At 66.5% G+C, this 22,967-nt stretch carries 12 protein-coding genes; 8 read left to right on the forward strand and 4 right to left on the reverse strand.

Annotated features, from left to right (window positions below; all coding sequences use genetic code 11):
• The first annotated feature begins 36 nt into the window (after positions 1 to 36).
• A complete protein-coding gene (locus JJB74_RS18055) occupies positions 37 to 2,955 on the forward strand; it encodes an ATP-binding protein (RefSeq protein WP_200594087.1) in 2,919 nt (972 codons plus the stop codon).
• Between the two features lie 39 nt (positions 2,956 to 2,994).
• Here JJB74_RS18055 and JJB74_RS18060 read toward each other — a convergent pair whose 3' ends face one another.
• Positions 2,995 to 3,732, reverse strand: a complete 738-nt coding sequence (locus tag JJB74_RS18060; protein WP_234484275.1) for a PhaM family polyhydroxyalkanoate granule multifunctional regulatory protein — start codon at positions 3,730 to 3,732, stop codon at positions 2,995 to 2,997.
• A gap of 139 nt (positions 3,733 to 3,871) precedes the next feature.
• On the opposite strand from JJB74_RS18060, the gene JJB74_RS18065 reads away from it, so the two are divergent.
• The 3 genes from JJB74_RS18065 to queC are packed head-to-tail and all read left to right on the forward strand — an operon-like array spanning position 3,872 to position 6,557.
• Complete coding sequence (locus tag JJB74_RS18065) at positions 3,872 to 5,044, forward strand: DUF3108 domain-containing protein (protein WP_200594088.1); 1,173 nt, start codon at positions 3,872 to 3,874, stop codon at positions 5,042 to 5,044.
• A gap of 21 nt (positions 5,045 to 5,065) precedes the next feature.
• Entirely contained in the window at positions 5,066 to 5,785 is a 720-nt protein-coding gene (locus tag JJB74_RS18070; RefSeq protein ID WP_200594089.1) for a DUF3108 domain-containing protein, read from the forward strand.
• A gap of 40 nt (positions 5,786 to 5,825) precedes the next feature.
• A complete protein-coding gene (gene queC, locus JJB74_RS18075; RefSeq protein WP_200594090.1) occupies positions 5,826 to 6,557 on the forward strand; it encodes a 7-cyano-7-deazaguanine synthase QueC in 732 nt (243 codons plus the stop codon).
• 39 nt (positions 6,558 to 6,596) lie between these two features.
• On the opposite strand, the gene JJB74_RS18080 is transcribed toward queC, so the two are convergent.
• Positions 6,597 to 6,890, reverse strand: a complete 294-nt coding sequence (locus JJB74_RS18080; RefSeq protein ID WP_200594091.1) for a DUF378 domain-containing protein — start codon at positions 6,888 to 6,890, stop codon at positions 6,597 to 6,599.
• A 222-nt stretch (positions 6,891 to 7,112) separates the two neighbouring features.
• Positions 7,113 to 7,340: a hypothetical protein gene (locus JJB74_RS18085; RefSeq protein ID WP_200594092.1), complete on the reverse strand. Its 228-nt coding sequence runs from the start codon at positions 7,338 to 7,340 to the stop codon at positions 7,113 to 7,115.
• A 217-nt stretch (positions 7,341 to 7,557) separates the two neighbouring features.
• Between JJB74_RS18085 and JJB74_RS18090 the strand changes: the two genes are divergently transcribed.
• The 4 genes from JJB74_RS18090 (at position 7,558) to JJB74_RS18105 (ending at position 14,133) form a co-directional block, all read left to right on the forward strand.
• Positions 7,558 to 10,233, forward strand: coding sequence for an ATP-binding protein (locus JJB74_RS18090; RefSeq protein ID WP_200594093.1), 2,676 nt, complete (start codon positions 7,558 to 7,560; stop codon positions 10,231 to 10,233).
• A 165-nt stretch (positions 10,234 to 10,398) separates the two neighbouring features.
• Positions 10,399 to 12,000 (forward strand): glutamate--cysteine ligase, encoded by a 1,602-nt coding sequence (gene gshA / locus JJB74_RS18095; RefSeq protein WP_200594094.1) that lies wholly within the window; start codon positions 10,399 to 10,401, stop codon positions 11,998 to 12,000.
• 144 nt (positions 12,001 to 12,144) lie between these two features.
• Positions 12,145 to 13,209, forward strand: coding sequence for an AI-2E family transporter (locus JJB74_RS18100; protein WP_200594095.1), 1,065 nt, complete (start codon positions 12,145 to 12,147; stop codon positions 13,207 to 13,209).
• Positions 13,210 to 13,500: 291 nt separating this feature from the next.
• On the forward strand, positions 13,501 to 14,133 hold the full coding sequence (locus tag JJB74_RS18105) for a CDP-alcohol phosphatidyltransferase family protein (protein WP_200594096.1): 633 nt from the start codon (positions 13,501 to 13,503) through the stop codon (positions 14,131 to 14,133).
• Between the two features lie 7 nt (positions 14,134 to 14,140).
• Here the strand turns inward: JJB74_RS18105 and JJB74_RS18110 are convergent, their stop codons facing one another.
• On the reverse strand, positions 14,141 to 22,951 hold the full coding sequence (locus JJB74_RS18110) for a hemagglutinin repeat-containing protein (RefSeq protein WP_200594097.1): 8,811 nt from the start codon (positions 22,949 to 22,951) through the stop codon (positions 14,141 to 14,143).
• Between the last annotated feature and the right edge of the window lie 16 nt (positions 22,952 to 22,967).

Genomic DNA, 22,967 nt, shown 5'->3' on the forward strand with positions numbered 1-22,967 from the left:
CCGGCAACAGCCGCGATATGCGCGAAAGGCTTGCAATTGAACGCTGAAACTGGCTTCGACCTGTTCGCCGGCGCCGGCGTGATGCGCGAGCGCATGCGACGGCAAAACTGGGAGGCGACGGCGCTCGGGCCGCCGCGGCAATGGCCGTCCTCGCTGCGCACCGCCGTGGGCATCATGCTCAATTCCAGCTATCCGATGTTCCTGGCCTGGGGGCCGGGCCTGTCCTTCCTGTACAACGACGCCTATATCTCGGTGATGGGCCGCAAGGATGGGGACGAAGTCGGGCGACCGTTCGCCGACATCTGGGCCGACATCTGGTCCGACATCGAGCCGCTGGTGCGCACCGCGATGTCGGGCGAAGCGATCTTCGCCGACAACCTGATGCTCGTCATGGAGCGTTACGGTTACCCGGAAGAAACCTATTTCACCTTCTCGTACAGCCCTATCCATGATGAATCGGGCAAGGTTGCCGGCATGTTCTGCGCCTGCACCGAAACCACGCAGCAGGTCCTGTCCGAGCGCCGGCAGCGCTTCCGGCTGCAGCTGGCCGACCGCATGCGTGAGCTCGCCGAGCCGCGTGATATCGCCGCCACCGCCGCCGAGTTGCTCGGCAAGCATCTGAACCTGTCGCGCGCGGCCTATGCCGAGGTTGAGGATGATGGCCAGATGCTGCGCATCCTGGCCGACTGGACCGACGGGCGCGCGCCGGCACTGCCCGAGCACCTGACGATACGCGACTTCGGCATCGAGACCGCCGACGCGCTGGCGCGCGGCCATGCGCTGTGCTTTGCCGATGTCGCCACCGATGCCTGTACCCGGCCGTATCTGTCCACCTTCCAGGCGCTGCATGCCGGCGCGCTGCTGCTGGTGCCGCTGGTCAAGTCCGGCCGGCTGCGCAGTCTGTTGATGCTGGCGCATGAAAAGCCGGGCATGTGGCGCCGCGAAAACGTCGCCTTGTCGGAGGATGTGGCCGAGCGCATCTGGCTGGCGATGGAACGCGGTTATGCCGAAAGCCGGCGCCGCCATGCCGAAGCCGCGCTGGCGCGCCAGCTTGTCGCCGAAAGCGACCGGCTGCGCCAACTGTTCGAGCAGGCGCCGGGCTTCATGGCCGTCATGCGCGGACCGCGCCATGTGTTCGAACTGGCCAACCGGGTTTTCACCCGCACCGTCGGCCAGCGCGAACTGCTCGGCCGGCCTTTCGCCGAAGCCCTGCCCGAACTGGCTGAACAGGGCTTCGTCGCCCTGCTCGACCAGGTGTATGCCACCGGCCGGCCGTTTTCCGGCCAGGATGCGCTGGTGAGCCTGAAGCCGAGCCCGGATGCGCCGCCCGAGCAGCATTTCATGGATTTCATCTACCAGCCGGTGCTGGATGCGGATGGCTCGGTGACGGGCATCTTCATCGAAGGCTATGACGTCACCGCGCGGCGCCTGGCCGACGAAGCGGTGCGCGACAGCGAGGAGCGGCTGCGCGAAGGCATGGAAGTGGCGCGCATGGTGGTGTGGGACTGGGACCTCGGCAGCAACCGCATCAGCTATTCCGACAACACGATGGACGTGTTCGGCCATGAAGCGGACGAAGCGCCGCCGCAATGGGGCGCGATCCATCCGGAAGACCGGCTGCGGATCATGGCCAAGGTCGATGAAGCGATCGCTGCGCGGGGAGCCTTTGATGCCACGTTGCGCATGATCCGGCCGGACGACGGCGCGGTGATCTGGATCGAAGCGCGCGGCAAGGTGCTGTGCGACGCCAACCGGCAGCCGATTGCGATCCGCGGCATTTCGCTCGACATCACCGAACGCAAGCGCGCCGAGGATGCGCTGCGCGATGCCGACCGCAGGAAGGACGAATTCCTGGCGATGCTGGCGCACGAGCTGCGCAATCCGCTGGCGCCGATTTCCACCGCGGCGCATCTGCTCAAGCTCACGCAGGCCAAGGATCCGCAGCTGCGGCGCACCAGCGAGATCATCAGCCGGCAGGTCGAGCACATGACCAGCCTGGTCGACGATCTGCTCGATGTGTCGCGGGTGACCCGCGGCCTGATCCGGCTGCAGCCGCAGCTGCTGGCCTTGCCGGATATCGTTGCTGCCACCGTCGAGCAGGTGCGCGCCCTGATCGAGGAACGCGGCCACCGGCTCACGCTGACGCTGCCGCCGAATCTGCCGCCGGTGATGGGCGACCGCACCCGGCTGATCCAGGTCTTCACCAATCTGCTCAACAATGCCGCCAAGTACACGCCGCCCGGCGGCGAGATCGGCATCCATGCGCAGCGCGACGGCGATGGCGCGGTGCTCGCGGTGCGCGACAACGGCATTGGCATCGAGCCGAACCTGCTGCCGCATGTGTTCGACCTGTTCACCCAGGCCGAGCGCTCGCCGGACCGCGCACAGGGCGGCCTCGGCCTGGGCCTGGCGCTGGTCAAGAGCCTGGTGGAATTGCATGGCGGCCGGGTGAGCGTCTCAAGCGCCGGACCCGGGCGCGGCAGCGAATTCACGGTGCGCCTGCCGCTGGCCGGCGACACGGTGCTGCCGCCAGCCAGGGAAGAACCCGAGGAGGAGCATGTGCCGCGCATGCGGCCGCACGTGCTGCTGGTGGACGACAACATGGATGCGGCCAACACCCTGGCGCAGCTGCTGGAGCTGCAGGGCTACACGGTGTCGGTGGAGTATGACGCCGGCGCGGCGCTGGCACGGACCGAGCGCGAGACGCCGCAGGTATGCCTCCTGGACATCGGCCTGCCCGACATCGACGGCTATGAACTGGCGCGCCGGCTGCGCGCGCTGCCGGCCACCGCCGGCGCCGTGCTGATCGCGCTCACCGGCTACGGCCAGGAACAGGACCGGATACGCTCGCAGCGAGCCGGCTTCGATTACCACCTGGTCAAGCCGGTCCAGCTCGACAACCTGAACGCGATCCTGTCGCGCATCGGCGCACCGGCCCCCGCAGCCCAGCACTGAACGGGCTGCGACCGGTGCTTGCGCCGCGAAGGGGCCGGTTCAGGATTTGGTCGCGCGCTTTTTCGCCGGCGCCGGCGCCGGCGCCGAGGTCTTTGGCTTGGCGCGGGATTTCGGCTTGGCCGCATCAGGGCCATTCCCGGCCGCATTGCCGGGTGCCGCGACCTCGGCCTGCGGCTTGGCCTCGGCAGCCACCGCGCTCGTGACTGCCTGACGGAACTGGTCCTGCAACAGATTCCACCACGCGGCTGGATTGGCGAAGGTGGCGGCGCTGTTCATGCCCATGGTTTCGGGCTGCGGCGGCGTTGGCGCGGCGGAGCTTGTAGTGGCCGCCGAAGTTCCAGCGCCGGTTCCCGGTGGCGCCGGCTTGTCCGCGTTCGGCGGGGTGAAATCAAAGGAGGGAGCTGCCGAGGGAGCTGCCGAGGGCGCAGTCGCCGCCGCTGTGCCAGCTCCGGCCTTGCCGTCCTGCGCCGGGCCGTTGGGCCGGGCCGCTCCGGGCTGGACCATCGCCGCCATGCTCGCGCTCATCGATTGCAGCGCTGCCAGCGTGGCGCTCTGCACCTCGAGCGCCTGTATCGTGCTGCGCAGCATGTTCATGTTCACATTCAGCCAGGCTTCCACTGCCTTCAGATCGGCGATCTGCTTGTTGATGTCGTCCACCGACAGCGAGGGCATCGCCATGCCCGGCACTTTCATTCCACCCCAGAGATTCTTCACGAATTCCAGAGTGTCGGTCATCGCACCGATACCCGGTATGCCCGCCATGCCCGATTCAGCCATCTTTGTCTCCCGTTCATTAATCGCTTGGCAAGCCTAGCAGAAAAGTCCGGCGCCGGATCCGCCGGCCGAGTGCCAATGCTTGATGCAGTCGGAAAACCGCCGCCGTCTGCGCTGCCTATGCTGCGGTTACACTAGCGCCATGTCCGCATCACCGTCTTCGTCCTCCTTCCCGCATCGCCGCATTCCGACCGCCGCCCGCATCCTGGCATTGCTGGCGCTGTCGGCGCTGCTGCATTTGCTGGCGATCGACTGGGCGGGCGGCGGCTTGTCCCTGCCGCGCTGGCGCAGCGAGGCGCCGCCGACGGTGCAGGTCGAGTTGAAGTCCGCGCCCGCGGCCGTGCCGATCGCGCCACCGCCGCCTCCCAAGCCACAAGCCAAGGCGCAGCCTAAGCCGCCGCCCCGGCCGAAACCGCGCCGGCAGGCGCGAGTAAGGCCGCCGGCACCGCCGGTTGCAGTGCTTCCGCCCTCGCCGCCGATTGATGCCGCCGCCCCCGCCGACATCGCGCCGCAGCCGGAACAGACCGCCGCGACACCGGCGCAAGGCGACGCCGCCGAAGCCGCCAAGCCGCAGGCGGCGACCCCAGCGCCAAGCGCGCCGGTTGCGCCGGAAACGCCGAAGGCAGCGGAAGCGCCGCCCCCGGTATTCCGCATGCCGCCGTCGGCCGAGCTGAAATACGAGGTGCAGGCGCTGCGCGAAGGCCAGACCGTGTACGGCAGCGGCAAGATCGCCTGGAGAAGCGGCGGCACCGGCTACGAAGTGCGCGGCGAGGCCGGCGTGCTGTTTTTCACGCTGCTGGAATTCGGCAGCCGCGGCATGGTCGATGAACATGGGGTGGCGCCGACGATCTATACCGAGAAGCGCTTTCGCCGGTCCGAGACCGCAACGCATTTCCGGCGCGAGGAAGGCCTGATCAGCTTTTCCTCGTCGACCGTCACCTATCCGCGCCACGGCGGCGAGCAGGATCGCGCCAGCATCGTCTGGCAGCTCGCCGCGCTCGGGCTGGGCGAACCCGGGCGTTTCGCGCCGGGCGCGCAGATCGATGTCTTCGTCGCCGGCGTGCGTGACGGCGAAACCTGGAGCATGAAGGTGCAGGGACTTGAAGACATCGACACCGCCTCGGGCCGGATCCGTGCCTGGCATGTGGTGCGCGTTCCGCGTCCCGGCTCGTATGAACAAAAGCTCGACATCTGGCTCGCGCCGGAACGCCACTGGTATCCGATGCGCCTGCGCTGGACCGAAACCAATGGCGAATATCTAGACATGTCGGCTTCCAGCGTGACGCCCTTGCCGCCGCTGGCGCCGCCGGTCTGATTCGAAAAGGGAAGGAAAACAATGCGAAAACACCTGATCGGATTGCTGCTCGCGGCACTGCTGCCCGGCGCCTTCGCGGCGGCCGCGACGAATCTGCCGCCATCGGCCGAACTCGAATACGGCGTTAAGGCCAGGCAGAGCGGCATCAGCATGGGGGGCGAAGCGCGTCTGAACTGGCGCCATGATGCGAACAGCTATGCGGTGCGCATCGACACCCGCGCGGCGCTGCTCGGCCGGGTGCTGGAAGAGTCCAGCGAAGGCGGCATCGATGCGCAAGGACTCGCGCCGGTGCGTTATGCCGAGAAGCGCTTTCGCAAGGATGCCACTGCGGTCAGCTTCGACCGCGCGGCCGGGACGATCTCGTTCCAGGAGTCGGACAAGCGCTATCCGATCCACGGCGGCGAACAGGACCGCACCAGCGTGATCTGGCAATTGATCGCCATGGCGCGCGCGAATCCGGCGGCATTTCGCAGCGGCGCGAGCTATCAGTTCTTCGTCATCGGCCAGCGCGACGGCGACCCGTGGACCTTCCAGGTCGAAGGCCAGGAAAAGCTGCGCGGCCCGAATGGCGAGACGATGGCCTGGCATGTCACGCGCAATCCGCCGCCGGATTCGAAGGAGCAGCAGGTCGACATCTGGCTGGCGCCGGGATTGAACTGGTATCCGATCAAGCTGCGCTTTTCAGAGCGCAGCGACGGCGACTACATCGAACAGACGCTGCGCGAGGTGCGCTTGAAATAGCGCGCCCTTCGCCGGCATGAGCAACACGAAGAAAGAACCTATGACGACGACACAAGATGCAAAGACCAAGGGCGCGCTGGTGCTGTTTTCCGGCGGCCAGGATTCCACCACCTGCGCCGCCTGGGCGCTGGCGCGATACGAGCGCGTCGAGACCATCGGCTTCGACTACGGCCAGCGCCATGCGGTGGAACTCGAGGTGCGGCCGCAGGTGCTGGCCGCATTGCGCGGCATCGCGCCGCAATGGGATGCGCGACTGGGCGAGGATCACATGATCGACCTGTCGCTGCTGGGCCAGATCTCGGATACCTCGCTGACCAGGGACATGGCGATCGCGATGCAGGAAAACGGCTTGCCGAACACCTTCGTGCCGGGCCGCAATCTGCTGTTCATGATGGTGGCAGCGACACTGGCTTACCGGCGCGGCCTGGATGTGCTGGTGGGCGGCATGTGCGAAACCGATTACTCGGGCTATCCCGACTGCCGCAACGACACGATGCAATCGCTTGAGCAATCGATCAATCTCGGCATGGCCACCGACATGCGCATCGAGACGCCGCTGATGTGGATCGACAAGGCCGCAACCTGGGAAATGGCGCGCGAGCTCGGCGGCGATGCGCTGGTGGAGATGATCCGCGTCGATACCCACACTTGCTATCTCGGCGAGCGCGGCGCGCTGCACGACTGGGGTCATGGCTGCGGTCAGTGCCCGGCCTGCGATTTGCGCGCGCGCGGCTGGCGCGCGTTCCAGGCCCGGCGCGCGGAGGCCAGCTAAACGATCAGCGCTGGACTAGCGTTGCGGCCGGCATCCGCATCAATGCGGATATCGGTCCCCGGCCATCTTGCTCAGCGTATAGATCGAGTACAGCGCCGACAGCCCGACTAACGCATAGATCACGCGCGATGCTGTTGTCATCTCGCCGAAGATCGTGGCCACCAGGTCAATGTTCATCATCCCGACCAGGCCCCAGTTGATGCCGCCGATGATCATCAACACCATGGCGATCCAGTCCAGCGCGTGCATGCGCTGCGCGCTGGTGTGCATGACGCCGGCCCGACGATCTGGGATGTGGCGTCTTTCGGTGATATGGGGATTCATTGTTGCCATGGCGGACTCCTTGTGAATGGCGTGATGGGGAGAAACCTGCGCGGGACGAGATGGTCGGCTTGCTGATTTCACGCGATTAGAGGAGGCGTGCCACGGGCAGTTCCGACATTCGCACGTTGCACCTTTACGTTCGAACAGAACACGGCGCCATGAAAAAAGGATGGCCTTCGCCATCCTTCCCTGTTCGGTCCCGCGCGCCTGCCTTGGCGCGTAATTTTGCGCTTAGCGTTCCGCGCGCACCCTTGTCCGATGCGCTGCCGCCTTGGTCTTCACCTTGGCGCGATGCGCTTTGTGTCGCATCTTGTGCGCGCCGCGCTCGGTGGCGGCGCGGGTCGCCGCGGCGTCGTGTCTGATGGCTTCGCCGGCGGTCGGACCGTTGCGGTCGACGTTCTGGGCCAGCGCTGGCAGCGCAAATGCGCCGACGAGCAGCGCAGCGATCAATGCTTTCATTGGAACTCCCTTTCATGAATGGAGAAGATCACGTCCGCGTGTCGGACGCATGCGCAACGGTAACAGTTTCCGATGATCGCCCATTGATGAGAATTAACGCGGCGCAATCACAGGCGTACACGGCCGGTCTTTGCCTTGACCCGCTACGTTATATTGGGTAAGCATACGTTCCCGAACGGTCGTCCACCGCCTTCCATTCTGCTGTCACCACGCCGCCATGCCCAGAAAAGCTTCCAGCCTGCAGGTCACCCTTGGTATTGCGCTGTCGGCGCTGATTCTGCTGCTGGCGCTGGCGCTGGCCGCCGGGCTCGGCGCGATCGCAGTGCGCGAAGTGTCATCGATGGCGGCGGGCAATGTCGAAACGCTGGCACAGCAGATGGCGCGCGACCTGTCGCAGGGCATGGATGAATTCGGGCGCGATGTCGAAGGCGAAGCCGAGCGCGCGCCGCTGCGCGATGCGGCTGCGCGCACTGAAGACCTGCGCAGCGCGCTCGAAGCCTTCATTGCCGCGCATCCGGATATCAGCTATGCGGGCCTGGCCGATGCGTCGAGCGGCCGCATCGTTGCCGCCACCAGCACGCTGTTCGAAGGCGGCGACCTGCGCGGCCGGCCGCTGTTCGAGGAAGGCAGGAAGGCAATCTATTTCGGCGATGTGCATGACGCCGCCCGGCTGGCCGAACTGCTGCCCAAGCCATTCAACGGCGAACCGCCGCGCTTCATCGATGTGGCCGCGCCGGTGCGCGATGCGAAGGGCAATGTGATCCGGGTGCTGTTCGCCCACATCGGCTGGCAATGGGCATCGAGCATGCGCGATGCGGTGCTCGGTCCGATGAAGGACAGGCGCGGCATCGAACTGCTGATCGCCGACGGCGCCGGCAAGCTGGTGCTGGCCGCCGGCAATACCCTGGCTTCCGGCGCGCCGCTGGCAAGCCTGGCGGCCAAACCGATTGGCGCGTCCGGCGCCGTCATTCCCTGGATCGATGGCGAATACCTGAGCGCGCAAGCCGACACGCAGCCGCAGGGTCGCTTCCCCGGCTTTGGCTGGAAGGTTGCAGCGCGCCAGCCGGTAGCGATTGCACTGGCGCCGGCGACGACGCTGCGCCGCGCCTTCTTCGCCGGCGCGCTCGCGCTCGGTCTGATCGCCGCAGCGCTGGCCTGGCTGCTGACGGCGCGCATGCTGCGGCCCGTGAAACGCCTGGCGAACTCGGCGCTGCAGCTGGCGCCGCAGGAAGGCACCTCGGCCGGCCGCCGCGGCAACGAGATCGCACAGGTGCAGGGCGTGCTGCAGCGCCTGGCCAGCGATGGCAAATCGCTGTCGAACGCAGCGACGATGCGTGAAATGCAGTTCGTCACTCTGGCCGAATCGCTGCCGCACATCGTCTGGCAGGCCGATGCCGCCGGCACCATCGAATACCGCAATGCGCAGTGGGGCGAAGTCTTTGGCCGTGCGCGCATCAACCGCCTGGACCAGCTGTCCGCGCTGATTCACCAGGGCGACCTGCTGAACTTCATGAACGCATGGAACGGCAGCCGCATTTCCGGCGAGGCGCTGCACTGCAAGGTGCGCATGCGCACGGAAGGCGCGGCCGGACATGAATGGTTCAGCATCGACGGCCGTGCGCTGCACGATGAACAGCGCCGGCCGCTGCGCTGGGTCGGCACCATCACCAACGTCAACGACAGCTTCAGCCAGGCCGAGCATTCGGCGGTGGCCCTGACGCAGGAACGCGCCGCGCGCCAGGAGGCGGAACGCCGCGCCAGCATGCGCGAGAATTTCCTGGCGATGCTGTCGCACGAGCTGCGCACGCCGCTCAACGCCATCGCCGGCTGGGCCGAACTGCTGGCGCGGCGCGGACCGCAGGATGGCATGGCCGCGCGCGCTGCCGGCGTCATCAACCGCAATGTGCAGCTGCAGGCGGCGCTCCTGGACGATCTGCAGGACAACAGCGCCGTCGTCGGCGGTAACATCGTGCTGTCGTTGATGCGCGTCGATGCGGCGCAGTTGGCGCAGAGCGTGGTCCTGTCGAGCAAGCCGGCGGCCGAGGAAAAGGGCGTGCTGCTCGAGTGCGAGCCCGGTCCCGCAGCCTTGATTGAAGCCGACGAGCGCCGCATCCACCAGGCGCTGACGAGCCTGGTCTGCAACGCCATCAAGTTCACCGACGCCGGCGGACGCATCACGATACGCACCACGCGCGAAGCCGAGGCGGTAACGATCGCGGTATCGGACACCGGTTGCGGCCTGGCGCCCGAAGCCTTGCCGCGGCTGTTCGAACGGCTGCACCAGGATCCGGCCCAGGCCGGGGGCAGCGACGCCGGCCTGGGCTTGGCGATCGCGGCCAGCCTGGTGCGGCTGCACGGCGGCAGCATCGAAGCCAGAAGCGCCGGCATCGGCCAGGGCGCGGTCTTCACGATCCGTCTGCCGGCCCCGCAAGCGCAGGAAGGCGGCGGCGAGCCGATCAGCGACAGCACCGGCGCGCTGCTGCAGCGCTATCCGATGACGCCGCTGGCGGGAATGCAGATCCTCCTGGTCGACGACGAGGAAGACGCGCGCCACGCGGCCAAGGCCTTGCTGGAGAGTTTCGGCGCCAAGGTGGCCGCGGCGGCATCGGCGCAGGAAACGCTGCGCCTGCTGGATGCGCGCCATTTCGACCTGCTGATCTGCGACATCGGCATGCCCGGCGTCGATGGTTTCGAGCTCATGCGCGCCATCCGCAAGCGCACCCGCGACAAGGGCGCGCAGATGCCGGCCATTGCGCTGACCGCCTACGCCACCGGGCGCGACCAGCGCGCCGCCTACGGCGCCGGCTTCGATGGCCATGTCGCCAAACCGCTTTCGGCGCAGACGCTGATCGAAACCATTTGCAGCGTGTGCGAGGTGGACGGCCAGCCGTAGCAGGCAGCCATCCGGGCCGCAAAAACAAGCGCATTCCCGACCAGGCGACGGCGCCATTGCGAGTGCGGCAAAGGGCATGCGCGGACAAGAACTCGAATTCCGGTTTTCGGCTATTCTTCCCGCTCATCCCGCCGGCAGGCGGGCAGCAACAAGAGAGGAAGTTTCATGACAGATCTGCTGGCCCGCCGCCTGAAGATTCTCGCCGCGCCGAAGCAGCGCGCCCTGCTGTCGCGCGGATTGCGCGGCATCGAAAGGGAAACCCTGCGCATTACGCCCAATGGCCAGCTCGCAATGACGCCGCATGCGCGCGCGCTCGGCTCGGCGCTGACCCATCCGGAAATCACCACCGATTATTCGGAGTCGCTGCTGGAACTGATCACGCCGGCGCAAAACGATATCGCGCAGGGCCTGGCGCGGCTCGACGCCATCCATCGCTACGCGGTGTCGGCCATCGATGGCGAACTGCTGTGGAGCCAGTCGATGCCCTGCCCGCTGCCAGCCGAGCCGGAGATACCGATCGCCTGGTATGGCACTTCGCACATCGGCATGATCAAGCATGTGTACCGACGCGGCCTGGCGCTGCGCTACGGCCGCGCGATGCAGTGCATCGCCGGCATCCATTACAACTTCTCGGTGGCCGATTCGCTGTGGCGGCTGCTGCAGGCAGAGGAAGGCGTCGCGGGCAGCCTGCGCGACTGGCAAAGCGAGTCCTACATCGCCGCGGTGCGCACCTTCCATCGCACCCACTGGTTGCTGATGTATCTGTTCGGCGCCTCGCCGGCGCTGGACGCGGGCTTCCTGCGCGACAAGCCGCATGCGCTGCAAACGCTGTCGCAGGACACGCTCTACCTGCCCTGGGCCACCAGCCTGCGCATGAGCGACCTGGGCTATCAGAACAATGTGCAGGCCGGCCTGATGCCGCCGTATAACACGCTGGACGAATACATGGCCGGCCTGGCGCGCGCGGTGCGCCAGCCTTACGGGCCGTATCAGGACATCGGCACCCGCCGCGACGGCGAATGGGTGCAGCTCAACACCAATGTGCTGCAGATCGAGAACGAGTACTACGCGGCGATCCGGCCCAAGCGCGTGATCCGCCCCGGCGAGCGACCGCTGGAGGCGCTGTGTGCGCGCGGCGTGCAGTACATCGAAGTGCGCTGCATGGATGTGGATCCGTTCTCGCCGGTGGGCATCAGCCTGGAAACCGCGCGCTTCCTCGATGCCTACCTGACCTGGTGCGCGCTGGTCGACAGTCCGCGCACCGACGAAGCGCAAAGCGCGGAAAACAGCGCGAACTTCCGCCTCGCCGTCAATGAAGGCCGACGCCCGGGCCTGATGCTCTCGCGCATGGGGCAGCCGGTCGCACTGCGCGATTGGGGATTGGAATTGCTGGAGCAGATTGCGCCGGTGGCGGAACTGCTCGATGCCGAAGCCGGCGGCGACGAGCACAGGCGTGCCCTGGCCGCGCAGCGCGACAAGCTGATCGAAATTGACGCCACGCCGTCAGCACGCGCGCTGGAAGCGATACGCGCGCATGGCGGCTCCTTCGTCGCCTTCGGCCTGGAGCAGAGCCGCCGCCATGCCGAGGACTTCCGCGCACGGCCGCTGCATCCCGGCGAACGCCTGGCTTTCGAAGCCATGGCCGGCGCCACGCTGGCCGAGCAGGAGCGCATGGAGCGCGGCCAGAGCGGCAGCTTCGACGACTACATCCAGCAATACGCGGCACGCACGCCGGCGCAATTGTGCGCTGGCGCCGGGGCAGGCTGAAGGCGGGCAGATTCGGCAGGCATGCGCCACCGGCTTGCGTGTGCGCATGAATTGTTGCGTGTGCGCTTGCCCTTGCCGCTTCCTGCGGCCGGCCGGCGTCGCGCCTTGGCATAATGCCGCGCTGGCACACTTCCAAGGCGCACCATGAACCATCCCGAGCTGCAGCAGAAAACCTTTCTCGTTCTGTTGATCGCGGTATCGCTCGCCTTCTTCTGGGTTCTGCTGCCGTTCTATGGCGCCGTGTTCTGGGGCACGGTGCTGGCCATCCTGTTCGCGCCGCTGTACCGGCGTTTCGCCGCGCGCATGCCCAAGCGACGCAACCTGGCCGCGATCCTGACGCTGGCCATCGTGCTGTTCATCGTCATCCTGCCGGTAACTTTCATCGCCACCGCGCTGGCGCAGGAAGTCACGCAGCTCTATGTTCAGGTGCGCTCGGGCCAGATCGATGCCGGCGCGCTGTTCCAGCAGGTGGTCGGCGCGCTGCCGCCATGGCTGGGCAATGTGCTCGACCGCTTTGACCTGCTGAACCTGGAATCGCTGCGGCAGCGGCTGTCGACCGGCGCCACCGAAGCCAGCCAGCATATCGCCGGCCAGGTGCTCAACATCGGCCAGAATACCTTTCAGTTCCTGATCAGCTTCGGCATCATGCTGTACCTGCTGTTCTTCCTGCTGCGCGACGGCGCGATGCTGGCCGCGCGCATTCGCGATGCGATCCCGCTATCGACCCATCACAAGCGCCACCTGTTCTCGAAATTCACCACCGTCATCCGCGCCACGGTAAAGGGCAATATCGCGGTCGCCGGTGCGCAGGGCTTGCTTGGCGGACTGATGTTCTGGTTCCTCGGCATCCAGGGCGCGCTGCTGTGGGGCGCGCTAATGACCTTTCTGTCGCTGCTGCCCGCGGTCGGCGCCGGACTGGTCTGGGCACCGGTGGCGCTGTACTTCCTGGCCGCCGGGCCGGTGTGGAAAGGCGTGACGCTGATTCTGTTCGGCGTGCTCGTCATCGGCCTGGTGGACAATCTGCTGCGGCCGATTCTGGTCGGCAAGGACACGCAGATGCCCGATTACGTGGTGCTGATCTCCACGCTCGGCGGCATCGCGGTCTTCGGCCTGAACGGCTTCGTGATCGGCCCGGCGGTGGCGGCGCTGTTCATTGCCGCCTGGGATCTGTTTTCGGAAACGCCGGAAGTGCATCCGCCGAGTGACTGATACCAATCCCGACCCGTAACGTACCAAATGAAACCGATGGATTTTTTCGCGTGGCAAGGGCGGAGGCGGGGTTTCGAGCGGCATGCCGCTCGCCGGCGCAGCGGCACTGGCTTGCAAGCCAGTGTGCGCGCTGCAGGCGCGGGAGGAGTGAATAGCTAAGGGCTATTCACGACGAGCGCAACGCCGCCATGCGGAAAAAGACGCGGTTTCATGGTGCGTTATGGGTCGGGATTGGTATAAGGCTTGACGCCATCGTCATGCGCCCCTGATCCCGCTTGCTACACTCGACCCATGCATACCAACGGCCCCCCTCCCCGTCATTTCTCGATGATCCGCGGCTTTCACCTGGCGGATTTCTGCACGCTGGCCAATGCCGCCTGCGGCGTGGTCGCAGTATTCCTGGCCATGCTGTACCTGGTCAGCGGCGAGATGCGGCATTTCTACTGGTCGGTGGCGATGGCGCCGGCAGCGCTGATCTTCGACGTGCTGGACGGGCGCATCGCGCGCTGGCGCCACCAGCATTCGGCGCTTGGGCGCGAACTCGATTCGCTGGCCGACGTGATTTCCTTCGGCGTGGCGCCGGCGGCGCTGGCTTTTGCCGCCGGCCTGCGCGGCGGCTGGGATGCGGCGGCGCTGGCCTATTTCGTCTGCTGCGGCGTGAGCCGCCTGGCGCGCTTCAATGTCACTGCGGAAAGCCTGTCCGGCGGCGGCGAGAAGGTCGCCTATTTCGAAGGCACGCCGATTCCAACTTCGGTGGCCCTGACTGCCATCCTCGCCATCGCCGCCTGGGTCGGGCGCATCGGCCCGGACATCGTCGGCGGCGTCTGGCAGATCGGCCCGTGGACGCTGCATCCGCTGGCGCTGCTGTTCGTGCTGTCGGGCAGCCTGATGATCAGCAAGACGCTGCGCATACCGAAGTTCTGAGCGGGCCTCAGGGCGCAGGCGCAGGCCCGGGGGCTGCCGCGCTCCTGGCCTTGTCCTGCGGCGTGGGCATCGGCACGCCATCTTTGTCCCGCCGCGCGCCTTCGGTCGCCGTCGTACCGGGCAGGGCGGCCTTCTTCGCCTCATCCGTCTTCAGCTCGGTCGTCTTCGTCTCAGCCTTCTTTGCCTCAGCCTTCTTTGCGTCAGTCGTTTTCGCCTCGGCTTTCTTCGCCGCGGCTTGCCCACGCGCCTGACCGATCACGGGTTTCTTCTCGGCGACCTTGCGCGTCGCGCCGATGACGGGACCCGGCTTGGCATCCGCGGGCTTGGCATCCGTTGTCGGCTTGGCCGCGGTCCATTCCGGCTTCGCCTCTTTGGCCTGCGGCGTGCCGCCGGTTTTCGAACTGCCCGAGGCGCTCAGGTTCAGGGTCTGGCCACGGTCCTGCTTCGTCGCCCTTTCCACGCCGCTTCCCGCATCGATGACGCCGCCGCGTTCGGCACGGATTTCGGTGTTGGTCATCGCGGTCTTGCCGCCAGACTGCAGCCGGACGCGCTCGCCGGTCAGCGCCGTGCCTTCGTAGCCCTCATTGAAGCCGCCGCGCACCGCTGCGCCGGCCTTGGTCGAGCTTTCGTTCTTGTCGGTCTTGATCGTGTTGTCGTCGACGACGCGCTTGCCATTGAGCGAGCCGCCGATGGAATTCTCGGTGCTCTTGGCCGCATCCAGCGTCAGATTGCGCCCGGCGACCATGCCCACCTCCCCTTGCGCCTTCACCGCGCCGCCTTCCATGCCCAGGTCACGCCCGGCAGCCATGTCCACGCTGCCACCGTGTATCGTGCCGCCACGCCGGGTCGAGCTGGTTGCATAGTCGCCGGACAGATTCAGGATCTGCTTGTTGCCATCGGCGACATTGCCCGGCGTCGCCTGGCCTTTGTCGTCCAGCGCGGACGTCGTCTTGCGGCTCGTGGATAGCTTCAGGTCGCCCGAGACTTCGGTGGAAGTGCTGTTGTCCTGCGCCGCCCGGATCTGCAGGTCGCGTCCCGCCGCTACGTCGGCCTTGCCGCCGGCGCGCAGGTCGGCGCCTTCTAGTTCGGCATCACCGCCGGCGCGCACGCGCAGATTGCCGCCGGATTGCATCGTCGCAGTCACCGCGGTATCGCTGTCGGTCTTCGCATATTTCCCTTTCGCGTCCAGGCTGAAGCTCTTCTTGTCGTTCTGCTCCCTCTTTTTCTCGTCCGTGGCGCTTTCCATGCCGAGCTTGAGCTTGCCGCTGGCGCTGATGGACTCGCTGCTGGCGGTGTCACGCGCGGCATCGACCTTGAGCTTGCCTTTCACGTCGAGGTCGGTATTGCCGCCAGCCTTGAGCTGCGCGCCCTCCAGCCGCGCATCGCCGCCGGTGGCGATGGCGAGATTGCCGCCGGAGGCGATATCCACCGTCATCGCCTTGCTGCTCGCTTCGCTCGTCTTCGCATACTCGCCTTCCAGCCCCGCGCCTTTCTTGCCATCGGCCTCAACCGATGAGACCGATGCGGCAGCGCGGATTTTCTCCGTGTCCTTCGACGTTGTGCTGCGCGCGGCCACGGCATCGAGCTTGCCGCCGACGTCCAGGCGGGCATCGCCGCCAGCATTCAGCTTCGTGCCCTCCAGCCGGGCGTCGCCGCCGGTGCGTATCGTCAGGTCGTTCTTTGCCGTAATGCTGGCCACCACCGCCTCCGAAGCGCTGCTGCCCTTGCTGTTCTTCTCGAAGCTGCCCGATATGGCCCCGGAAGCTGCGCCATCGGTGCCGACATTGGCGCCGGCATTGATCTTGCCCTGGCCATCGATACTCGTCTCGCTGCTGCTCCTGGTATTGGCCGCAGCGCGCGCATCGAGCGTAGCGGCTTCGAGCTCTACGCCACGCCCGCTGATCTTCGTGCCTTCCAGTGTGGTCGTCCCGGTGGAGACGCTCGTGACGCGGCCGCCGGCCTTGACGCTGGACACCACGGCGGTGCTGGAAGTATCGAGCTTGTTCCCTTCCTTGTGCTGGTATTGCGCTTCCCCGCCGACGCTGGCGTTGGCATTGACCTGGGTATCCACGGACTGCTCGCCCGTGCGCTGGTTGCCGGTGTAGCCGGCGCCAGCAGCGCCGCTGAAACTGGCGGAAGCCGATGCGCCCGCCCCGGCCTTGGCATAAGCGCCGAGCTTGCCGGCGTCGCTGCCGGAGTTCGTCGTGCCGGACTCGGTGTTGGCCGCGGCCCGGCTCTCGATGGTCTGCGCGCGCTGGCGGAAATCGCCAGCCGCGTCGATGCTCGTGCCAACGTCGAGTATGCGGCCCTCGGCATTGCGCTCGATGTCGCCGGAACCGGAACGAATCGTCGTCACCTTTGCCGTCGTCGAACTCTTGTCTTCGCCCGCGGTCTCGCGCTGGAATTGCAGCCCCGCGCCAGCCTTGGCCTCGGCCGAGGCGCTGGCCTTCGCGGAGAGTTCGCCGCTGGCGCCGGCATGCAGCGAATCCTGATTGAGCGCGCCATGGTCGCCCGCCGAAACGCCGGTGCGTCCCGATGCATCCACCGAAGCGCTGGCGGCGGCATTGGCGCCGGCATCCAGGTACAGGCCGCCGGTGGTATGGCTTGTGCGCGTGCTCGTGGTCTTGCTGTCCTGGGCAGCGCGGAACTGCATGTCCTTGGCCGACAGCGCGACCCCTTTCTCGCCCGACAGCTCGGAGCCCTCGACCGCCAGCGCGCCGGTGGAACGCACGGCGAGCACGCCGCCCGAGCGGATAGCGCTGGCCTGATGGGTGATTTCGGTCGACGAGGCGTCTTCGGTTTCTGCGCGCACGAGGTCGACGTTGTTGTTCGAGCTTGTCGCCGCCTTGGCATCGGCGCTGGCCGCAACCTTGCCGGCGCCTTTGGCCGACACGCGGTCCGGCGCCTGACTGGTTCCTGCGGCTTCCCGAACCGAGAATTCGCCGCTGCCCTCGGCGCTGGCCTTGGCCGAGGCGCTGGCCGAAGCATTGTTCTTCGAGTCGATGAAAAAGCCGGCGCCGACCACCGTGCTGCTGCTGCTTTCGGTCTTCTCGTTGCGCGCGGCAAGCACATCGACGCGGCCCCCGCTGATGTCGGCATTGCCGCCAGCATCGATTTGCGCACCCTGCAGCACCACTGCCTTGCGGCCGCTGATCTTCAACGCGCCACCTGCGTCCAGCGTCGCGGCTGCAGCGCGGCGCTCGTCGCTCCGCTCGGTGTGCGTGCTGGATTCGACAATGGCCACGCCAGCCTTGCCGCGCGCATCGGCCGAGGCGCTTGCCGACGCCGATGCCGAGGCCTTGCCTTCCCCGGAAAGCTCGCGCGCCCCGCGACTTCCCTGCGCGTTCATGTCGCCTTGCGTCACGACGCTGTCTTCGCGGCTGGACGCGCTGGCGCTGGCCCGGCGGTTGGCGCTGCCGTCGTCATAGCGGCTGCTGCGATTGCTGTCCTGCTTGTCGCTGGCATTGACGACGCGCCTGCCGCGATCGTCGGTCAGAGCGCCGCGCGTCTGGGTGTTCGTTGTGCTTTCGCTTTGCTCATCGGCTTTCTTGCGCTTCGGATCGGGCTTGGCGTCCTTGCCGGCTTCGATTTCCGTGGAAGCGCTGCCACTGCGCTTGCGGGTCGCGGTTTCGCTGGCTACGGTCTTGCCATCGATGTCGCGGCTGCGCTTGTCGACGCTTAGTCCTTCGCTCGAGGCCGCCGCCTGCGCCTTGGCATTGGTGCTGGTCTCCGAGCTGGAATCAGTCTTGAGGAAGGTCGTGGTCTGGGTCGTTGTGGATCGGCGCTCGCGGTCTTCGCCGGCTTCGATGCGCACCGCGTCCGCCGCCAGCGCCATGTCGCCCCCGGCTGCAAGCGTCGAGCCGCGCACGAGCACTGCGCTGCCGGCGCTGGCCGACAGATTGCCGCCAGCCTTGATATCGGATGCGGCATTGCGATCGATGTCCTCGCGTTCGTCGGTGCGCCGGGTGCCGTACACGCCGCCGCCGACACCCTTGCCGGTTTCGATCTCGGTGCTGGTCCTGTTCGTGACATCGCGCGCGCCATCCACGCGGATGCGTTCGCCGGCTTCGAGCGACACATCCTTTTGCGCTGACACCGACGAGCCGGTGACGGCGATCTCCCGGCCGGCGGCGATGTCGAGCTTGCCGCCAGCGACGACCTCCGCGCCCTCGGCAGCGCGCGTGGTGGTCACCTCGGTGCTGGTCTTGCTGGTGCGGCCGCTTTCCTCTTTGGTCACGACCCGCTGTTCCACGCGCGTGGCCGCGCCGATATCCACGCGCTCGCCGGCCCGGATCGTCGCATCGCCGCCGGCGGCGACATCCGCGCCGCGCGCCTGCACATTGCGCGCGGCGGTGATGGCAAGGCCGGCATCGCTGACGATCGCGGCGCGCTTGCCGACCGTGCCGCGATCCGCATCGACGGCGCTGTCGTTGATCACGCTGCCGGCGCGCGAAGCGACGCTGACCTCGCGTCCGCGAATCTGGCCGCTGAGATTCTTCACATCGTTCTGCGCGCTGATGTCGAGCTTGCCGCCCTGTATCGTGCCGCCGCGGTTTTCCAGCGCGGTGGCGTTGATGCGCATGTCGTCGGCGGCGATGACTGCGCCTTTGACAATGCTGTCCTTTGTCGCCTGCGACAGATAAACCACGGGCACGAGCACACGATGACCTTCGACATTTTGCTCCACCAGCCACAGCATGTCGTGCTTCAGTTTGGCGGCCTGATCGCGGGTCAATGCCAGGCCCAGGCGCAAGCCCATTGCCGAAGCCTGCTCTGCCGCCCGGTCCATCAACTGCTGGAATTGCGCGGACTCGCTGCCCTGCCCCTGCAGCAGGTTCCTGCCGGTCTCGGCCACGAGCTGCTCACGGATCAGGCGCTGTTCATAGTTCGCGTCGCCCAGGCGCAGCGTCAATGCGTTCGGGTCCTGCCCCAGCTGCTGCACCAGGTAGTCAGAGCCGCCAGCATCGACGTCGATGACGGCACGGCTGTCGGATGGACCAACGCCGTTGGCTGCGGCATTGCGCGTTTGCTGCGCGGCGTCGGCGCCCCGCTTCGGCTCGGCGCCGCTCTCGCTCGGGCGAGCGGCCGGCGCGGCGGGACTGATGCCAGCCGGCGTTTCCGGCTTTGTCGCGCCGCCGCTGCCATGGACGAACAGCGGATTGGTTTCGATCAGATAGCGCGCTCCGGGCGTGCGGGTCTTCACGAAATAGCCATTCGGATTGGTCGGCAACGCAATCTTGATCAGCGCAAGCCCGCCGATTGCGGCAGCGCCGGCGCCGTTCATGGCCACGCCTTCCACGCTCTTCTGCGAAGCGGCGCTGACCGCGGCAAGTTGCCGAGCGTCGATCGCCTTGACCTTGGCCTGGTAAGGCGAACCCTGGTTGCGCAGTGTGCCGCCCTTGAAGTCGAGCTTGCCGGCATAAATGCCGGAGTCGACGCCGCCCACGGTTTCGCGCTGGGTTTCGCGCCAGTACCCCCGATCCACGGGCGCAGAATTGTTCTTCGTCACGCCGCTGAACGATTTGCCGGTCGCATCGAGCGCCTCTGCATCGCTGGTCGGGTAGTAATAGGTGTAGTCATGCTCTTCGCGCCAGACATTCTTGAATGTATGGACCACCTTGTAACGCAGCACCGACTCGGTCTTCTCGACATGCAGGTCCTGGTTCACGAAAGCCTGCGCATCCTTCGCGCCGCTGCCGATGCGCATTTCCCGCGCTGACAGTATCCCGGCCCGGTTTTCACCACTCTTGCCATAGTCGATGTCGAGCTTGTTGCCAGCAATGATTTTCCCTTGAGGCGACGCCTTGCCAACGAGCTCTTCGGTCACCGTCCTGACAACCTCGTAGACGCGCTCTTCGGTATAACCAAAGGCGCCGAGCGGATCGCCGCTGTTGTATTTCTTGGCGTACGAGATTTCCTTGGCCTCACTGGTAGAGACGTCGCGCACGATTTCCGGCATGTCACCGATCGGAAGATTGGCAAAAGACTCGCTGGTGCGAATCGCGATATCGCGCTTGGCATCCACCGAGCCGCGGTTGACGAAGCGCGCGCTGTCAATGGCGATGTCGCGGGCATCCATGGTGGCGTCGGCGCCATTGCTTACGGTTTGCGCCGCCTTTGCGCGCAGCGTGCCGCCGGCGTACAGCGCGCCTTCGTTGGCGATGCCATCGCGCGCGGCTTCCAGGTTCGTATCGCCTTGCGAAGACATGCCGCCGGTGCGCCGGTTGGCAATACCGCTGGCCTTGACTTCGAGACCGGCATCGCCATGGATCGCGCCTTCATTGCTCACCGCGCCCGAGGCGGCGATGCGTGTGTCGCCCGCCACGATCCTGGCATTCTGGCCGCTGTTGGCAAGCGTCTTCGCCCGGATTTGCGCCTTCCTGCGCGCACCCATGCTGCCGCGATTGTCGATGTCGTCGCCGGCGATGTTCAGTTCATCGCCCAGCAGCACCCCTTCTCTTTCGTTGGCGAGCGTACCCAGGCTGCCGTCGCCGATGTCGAGCAACGCCCCCGCCTGAATCCGTCCTTCATTGCGCAGGGCGAAGTCGTTGCTGCCCGCAATGCGCATCGTGCCGCCGCTCTGGATGCCGCTGCCAGCGCCAAGGTTCTGGATTGCCTCACCGGCGTACATGCCAAGCTCGCCCTCGATCGTAATCATGCCGCGATTGGTCAGTACTCCCGCATTGGCCGCGAGGTTGGCTGCACCGGCGGACTGTATCGTTCCGGTATTGTCGAAGGAGGCGCCGGCGAGCGTCAGATCGCTCGAGGTCAACTGATTCATGATCACGCCGGTGTTCAAGACGCTGCGAGTCGCCTTGGCGTCGATATGGCGAGCCGCTTGCAGGCGGCCATTGTTTTCGACGATCACAGCTTGCAGCGCGACATCGCCGCCGGTGGAAATCATTTGCGCATCGGGGCCATCGTTGTCGAGGACAGCCCCGGCAATGGCGGAAAGCGTGCCATTGGCCTGCATTGTTCCCTGATTGATCAGATCCTCGGCCGCTTGGGCGCCGAGGCTTCCGGCGGACAGCACTTCGCCGGCGTTGTCCACGCGCCTAGCCGCGATGCGCAACGCCGCATCGGCACCGGTTTGCAGCAGGCGGCCGCTAGCCGCGTTGGCGAACGCACCGCTAGCGGCGATGTCTACGCCGGCATTGCCCTGGATCAGGCCGGCGTTGTCCAGTCCGCTGACTTTGAATTGCAGGCTGCGACCGAGCAGCGTTGCGCCAGCGCCATTGCTGATCTTGCCAAGCGCGACATTGGCTTCGCCGAGCGTCAAATCGCCGGCGGCTTCGATGCGGCCGGTATTGTCCACCTGGGCGGAAGCGCCCCGCACGTGCAGAGCCCCTTCGGCGAAAAGGCGTCCGCGGTTGGTGAGCGTCGATCCAATGTCCAGTGCCATGTTCTGGCCCTGCAGCAAGCCGCTGTTGTCCAGCCCATACGCTAGGTTGATGCCGCTGCTGCCGAGCATGGAGATCGTGCCGATGTTCTGCAGGTTCGCTGCGCCGAGCAGGCTGCCACGTCCGCTCGGATCCAGCGCGAGCATCGTGCCGCGATTGATCAGGTCGCCGGGAGTCGTCACGCGCAATGCTCCCGCAGACTGCAACTTGCCGCCATTGTTGAAACCGGCTGCATCGATGACGACATCGCTGCCGGTATCGGTGCTGAGCAGGGTGCCGGAGGGATTGTTCGCGAAGGCGGTCGAAGCGCGTACCGTGACGCCGCTGCCCTGGATCCATCCCCTGTTTACCAGTGTGCCGCCATCAAAGGAGAAGCGACCGGACGCCAGGACTTCTCCTCCATTGCTCAAGGCAATCGGCGCCGCGTCAGCTGTGCGCGCAATAGCGATGTCGCGCGCGGCAGCCAGCTTGCCAAGCAGTTCGACACCACCAGCCGCATCGATACGAATATCATCCACGCGCGCCGCGGCTTCGCCGAGCATGCGCACGCCGACGCCGGCTTCGGTGGCGGTCAGGCGGATGCGTCCGGCGTACATGCCGCCTAGCGCGCTGGTATCGATTGCATAGCCCGGCGCGGCACCCTGCGGCACGGTCCTGCCGGTGACTTCCCGGCTCGCGTAATCCCACGCATTGCCTCCGGTGACGATGCCGATGCTGCCGCTGTCTGAAGCATGAACCGCGCCATCGATGCGCACCGAGCGGGTGACGATGTCGAGCAGTTGCTGCGCGCTGGCGTTCAGGCCGTCGCCACGGATCAGCACATCGCCGCTGCTGACGCGAAAACCGGTCAGGCTGCCATCGGCGCCGAAGTTGGGCATGCCGGTGCTGAGGGTGACGCGGTCGGTGTTGAGAAAGCCGCAGCCGGCGCAGGTAATGCCATACGGATTGGCGACGACCACGTCGGCCTTCACGCCGTCGACTTCGGTGAAGCCGGCAAGCGTGCTGCGGTTCGGCGATACGACTTCGTTCAGGATCACCCGCGCGGAAGCATTGAGATTCGGATTGGCCGCGACTGCGCCGGCCAGGCTGGTGACGCTTTGCTGCATGCCATTGTTGAGCACCAGCCCGCGCGCATCGACGTTGTAGCCGTCGTAGCGGTTATGCGATAGCCCGGCGCCGTTCGGGTTGACGATGTTCACCACCGGCACGCCATTGGCTGCGTTCGCAACGCCTGCATTTCCGGGCACCGGGGTGACCTGCGCCTGCGTCAGACCGGCGGTCAGAAGCGTTGCCGCGGCAAGGATGGCGCGCGACGCCCGGCCGCCGGCGCGTGCGGTTTCCGGGGCGACCAGATACGCGCCGCGCGCGGCGCTCCAGATCAGGCGAAAGCTGCGATTCATGCTGGCATGTCGGTTCATGATGAAAGTTCCTCGT

The organism is Noviherbaspirillum pedocola, assembly GCF_016632335.1.
GTDB classification, from domain to species: Bacteria; Pseudomonadota; Gammaproteobacteria; order Burkholderiales; family Burkholderiaceae_D; genus Noviherbaspirillum_A; species Noviherbaspirillum_A pedocola.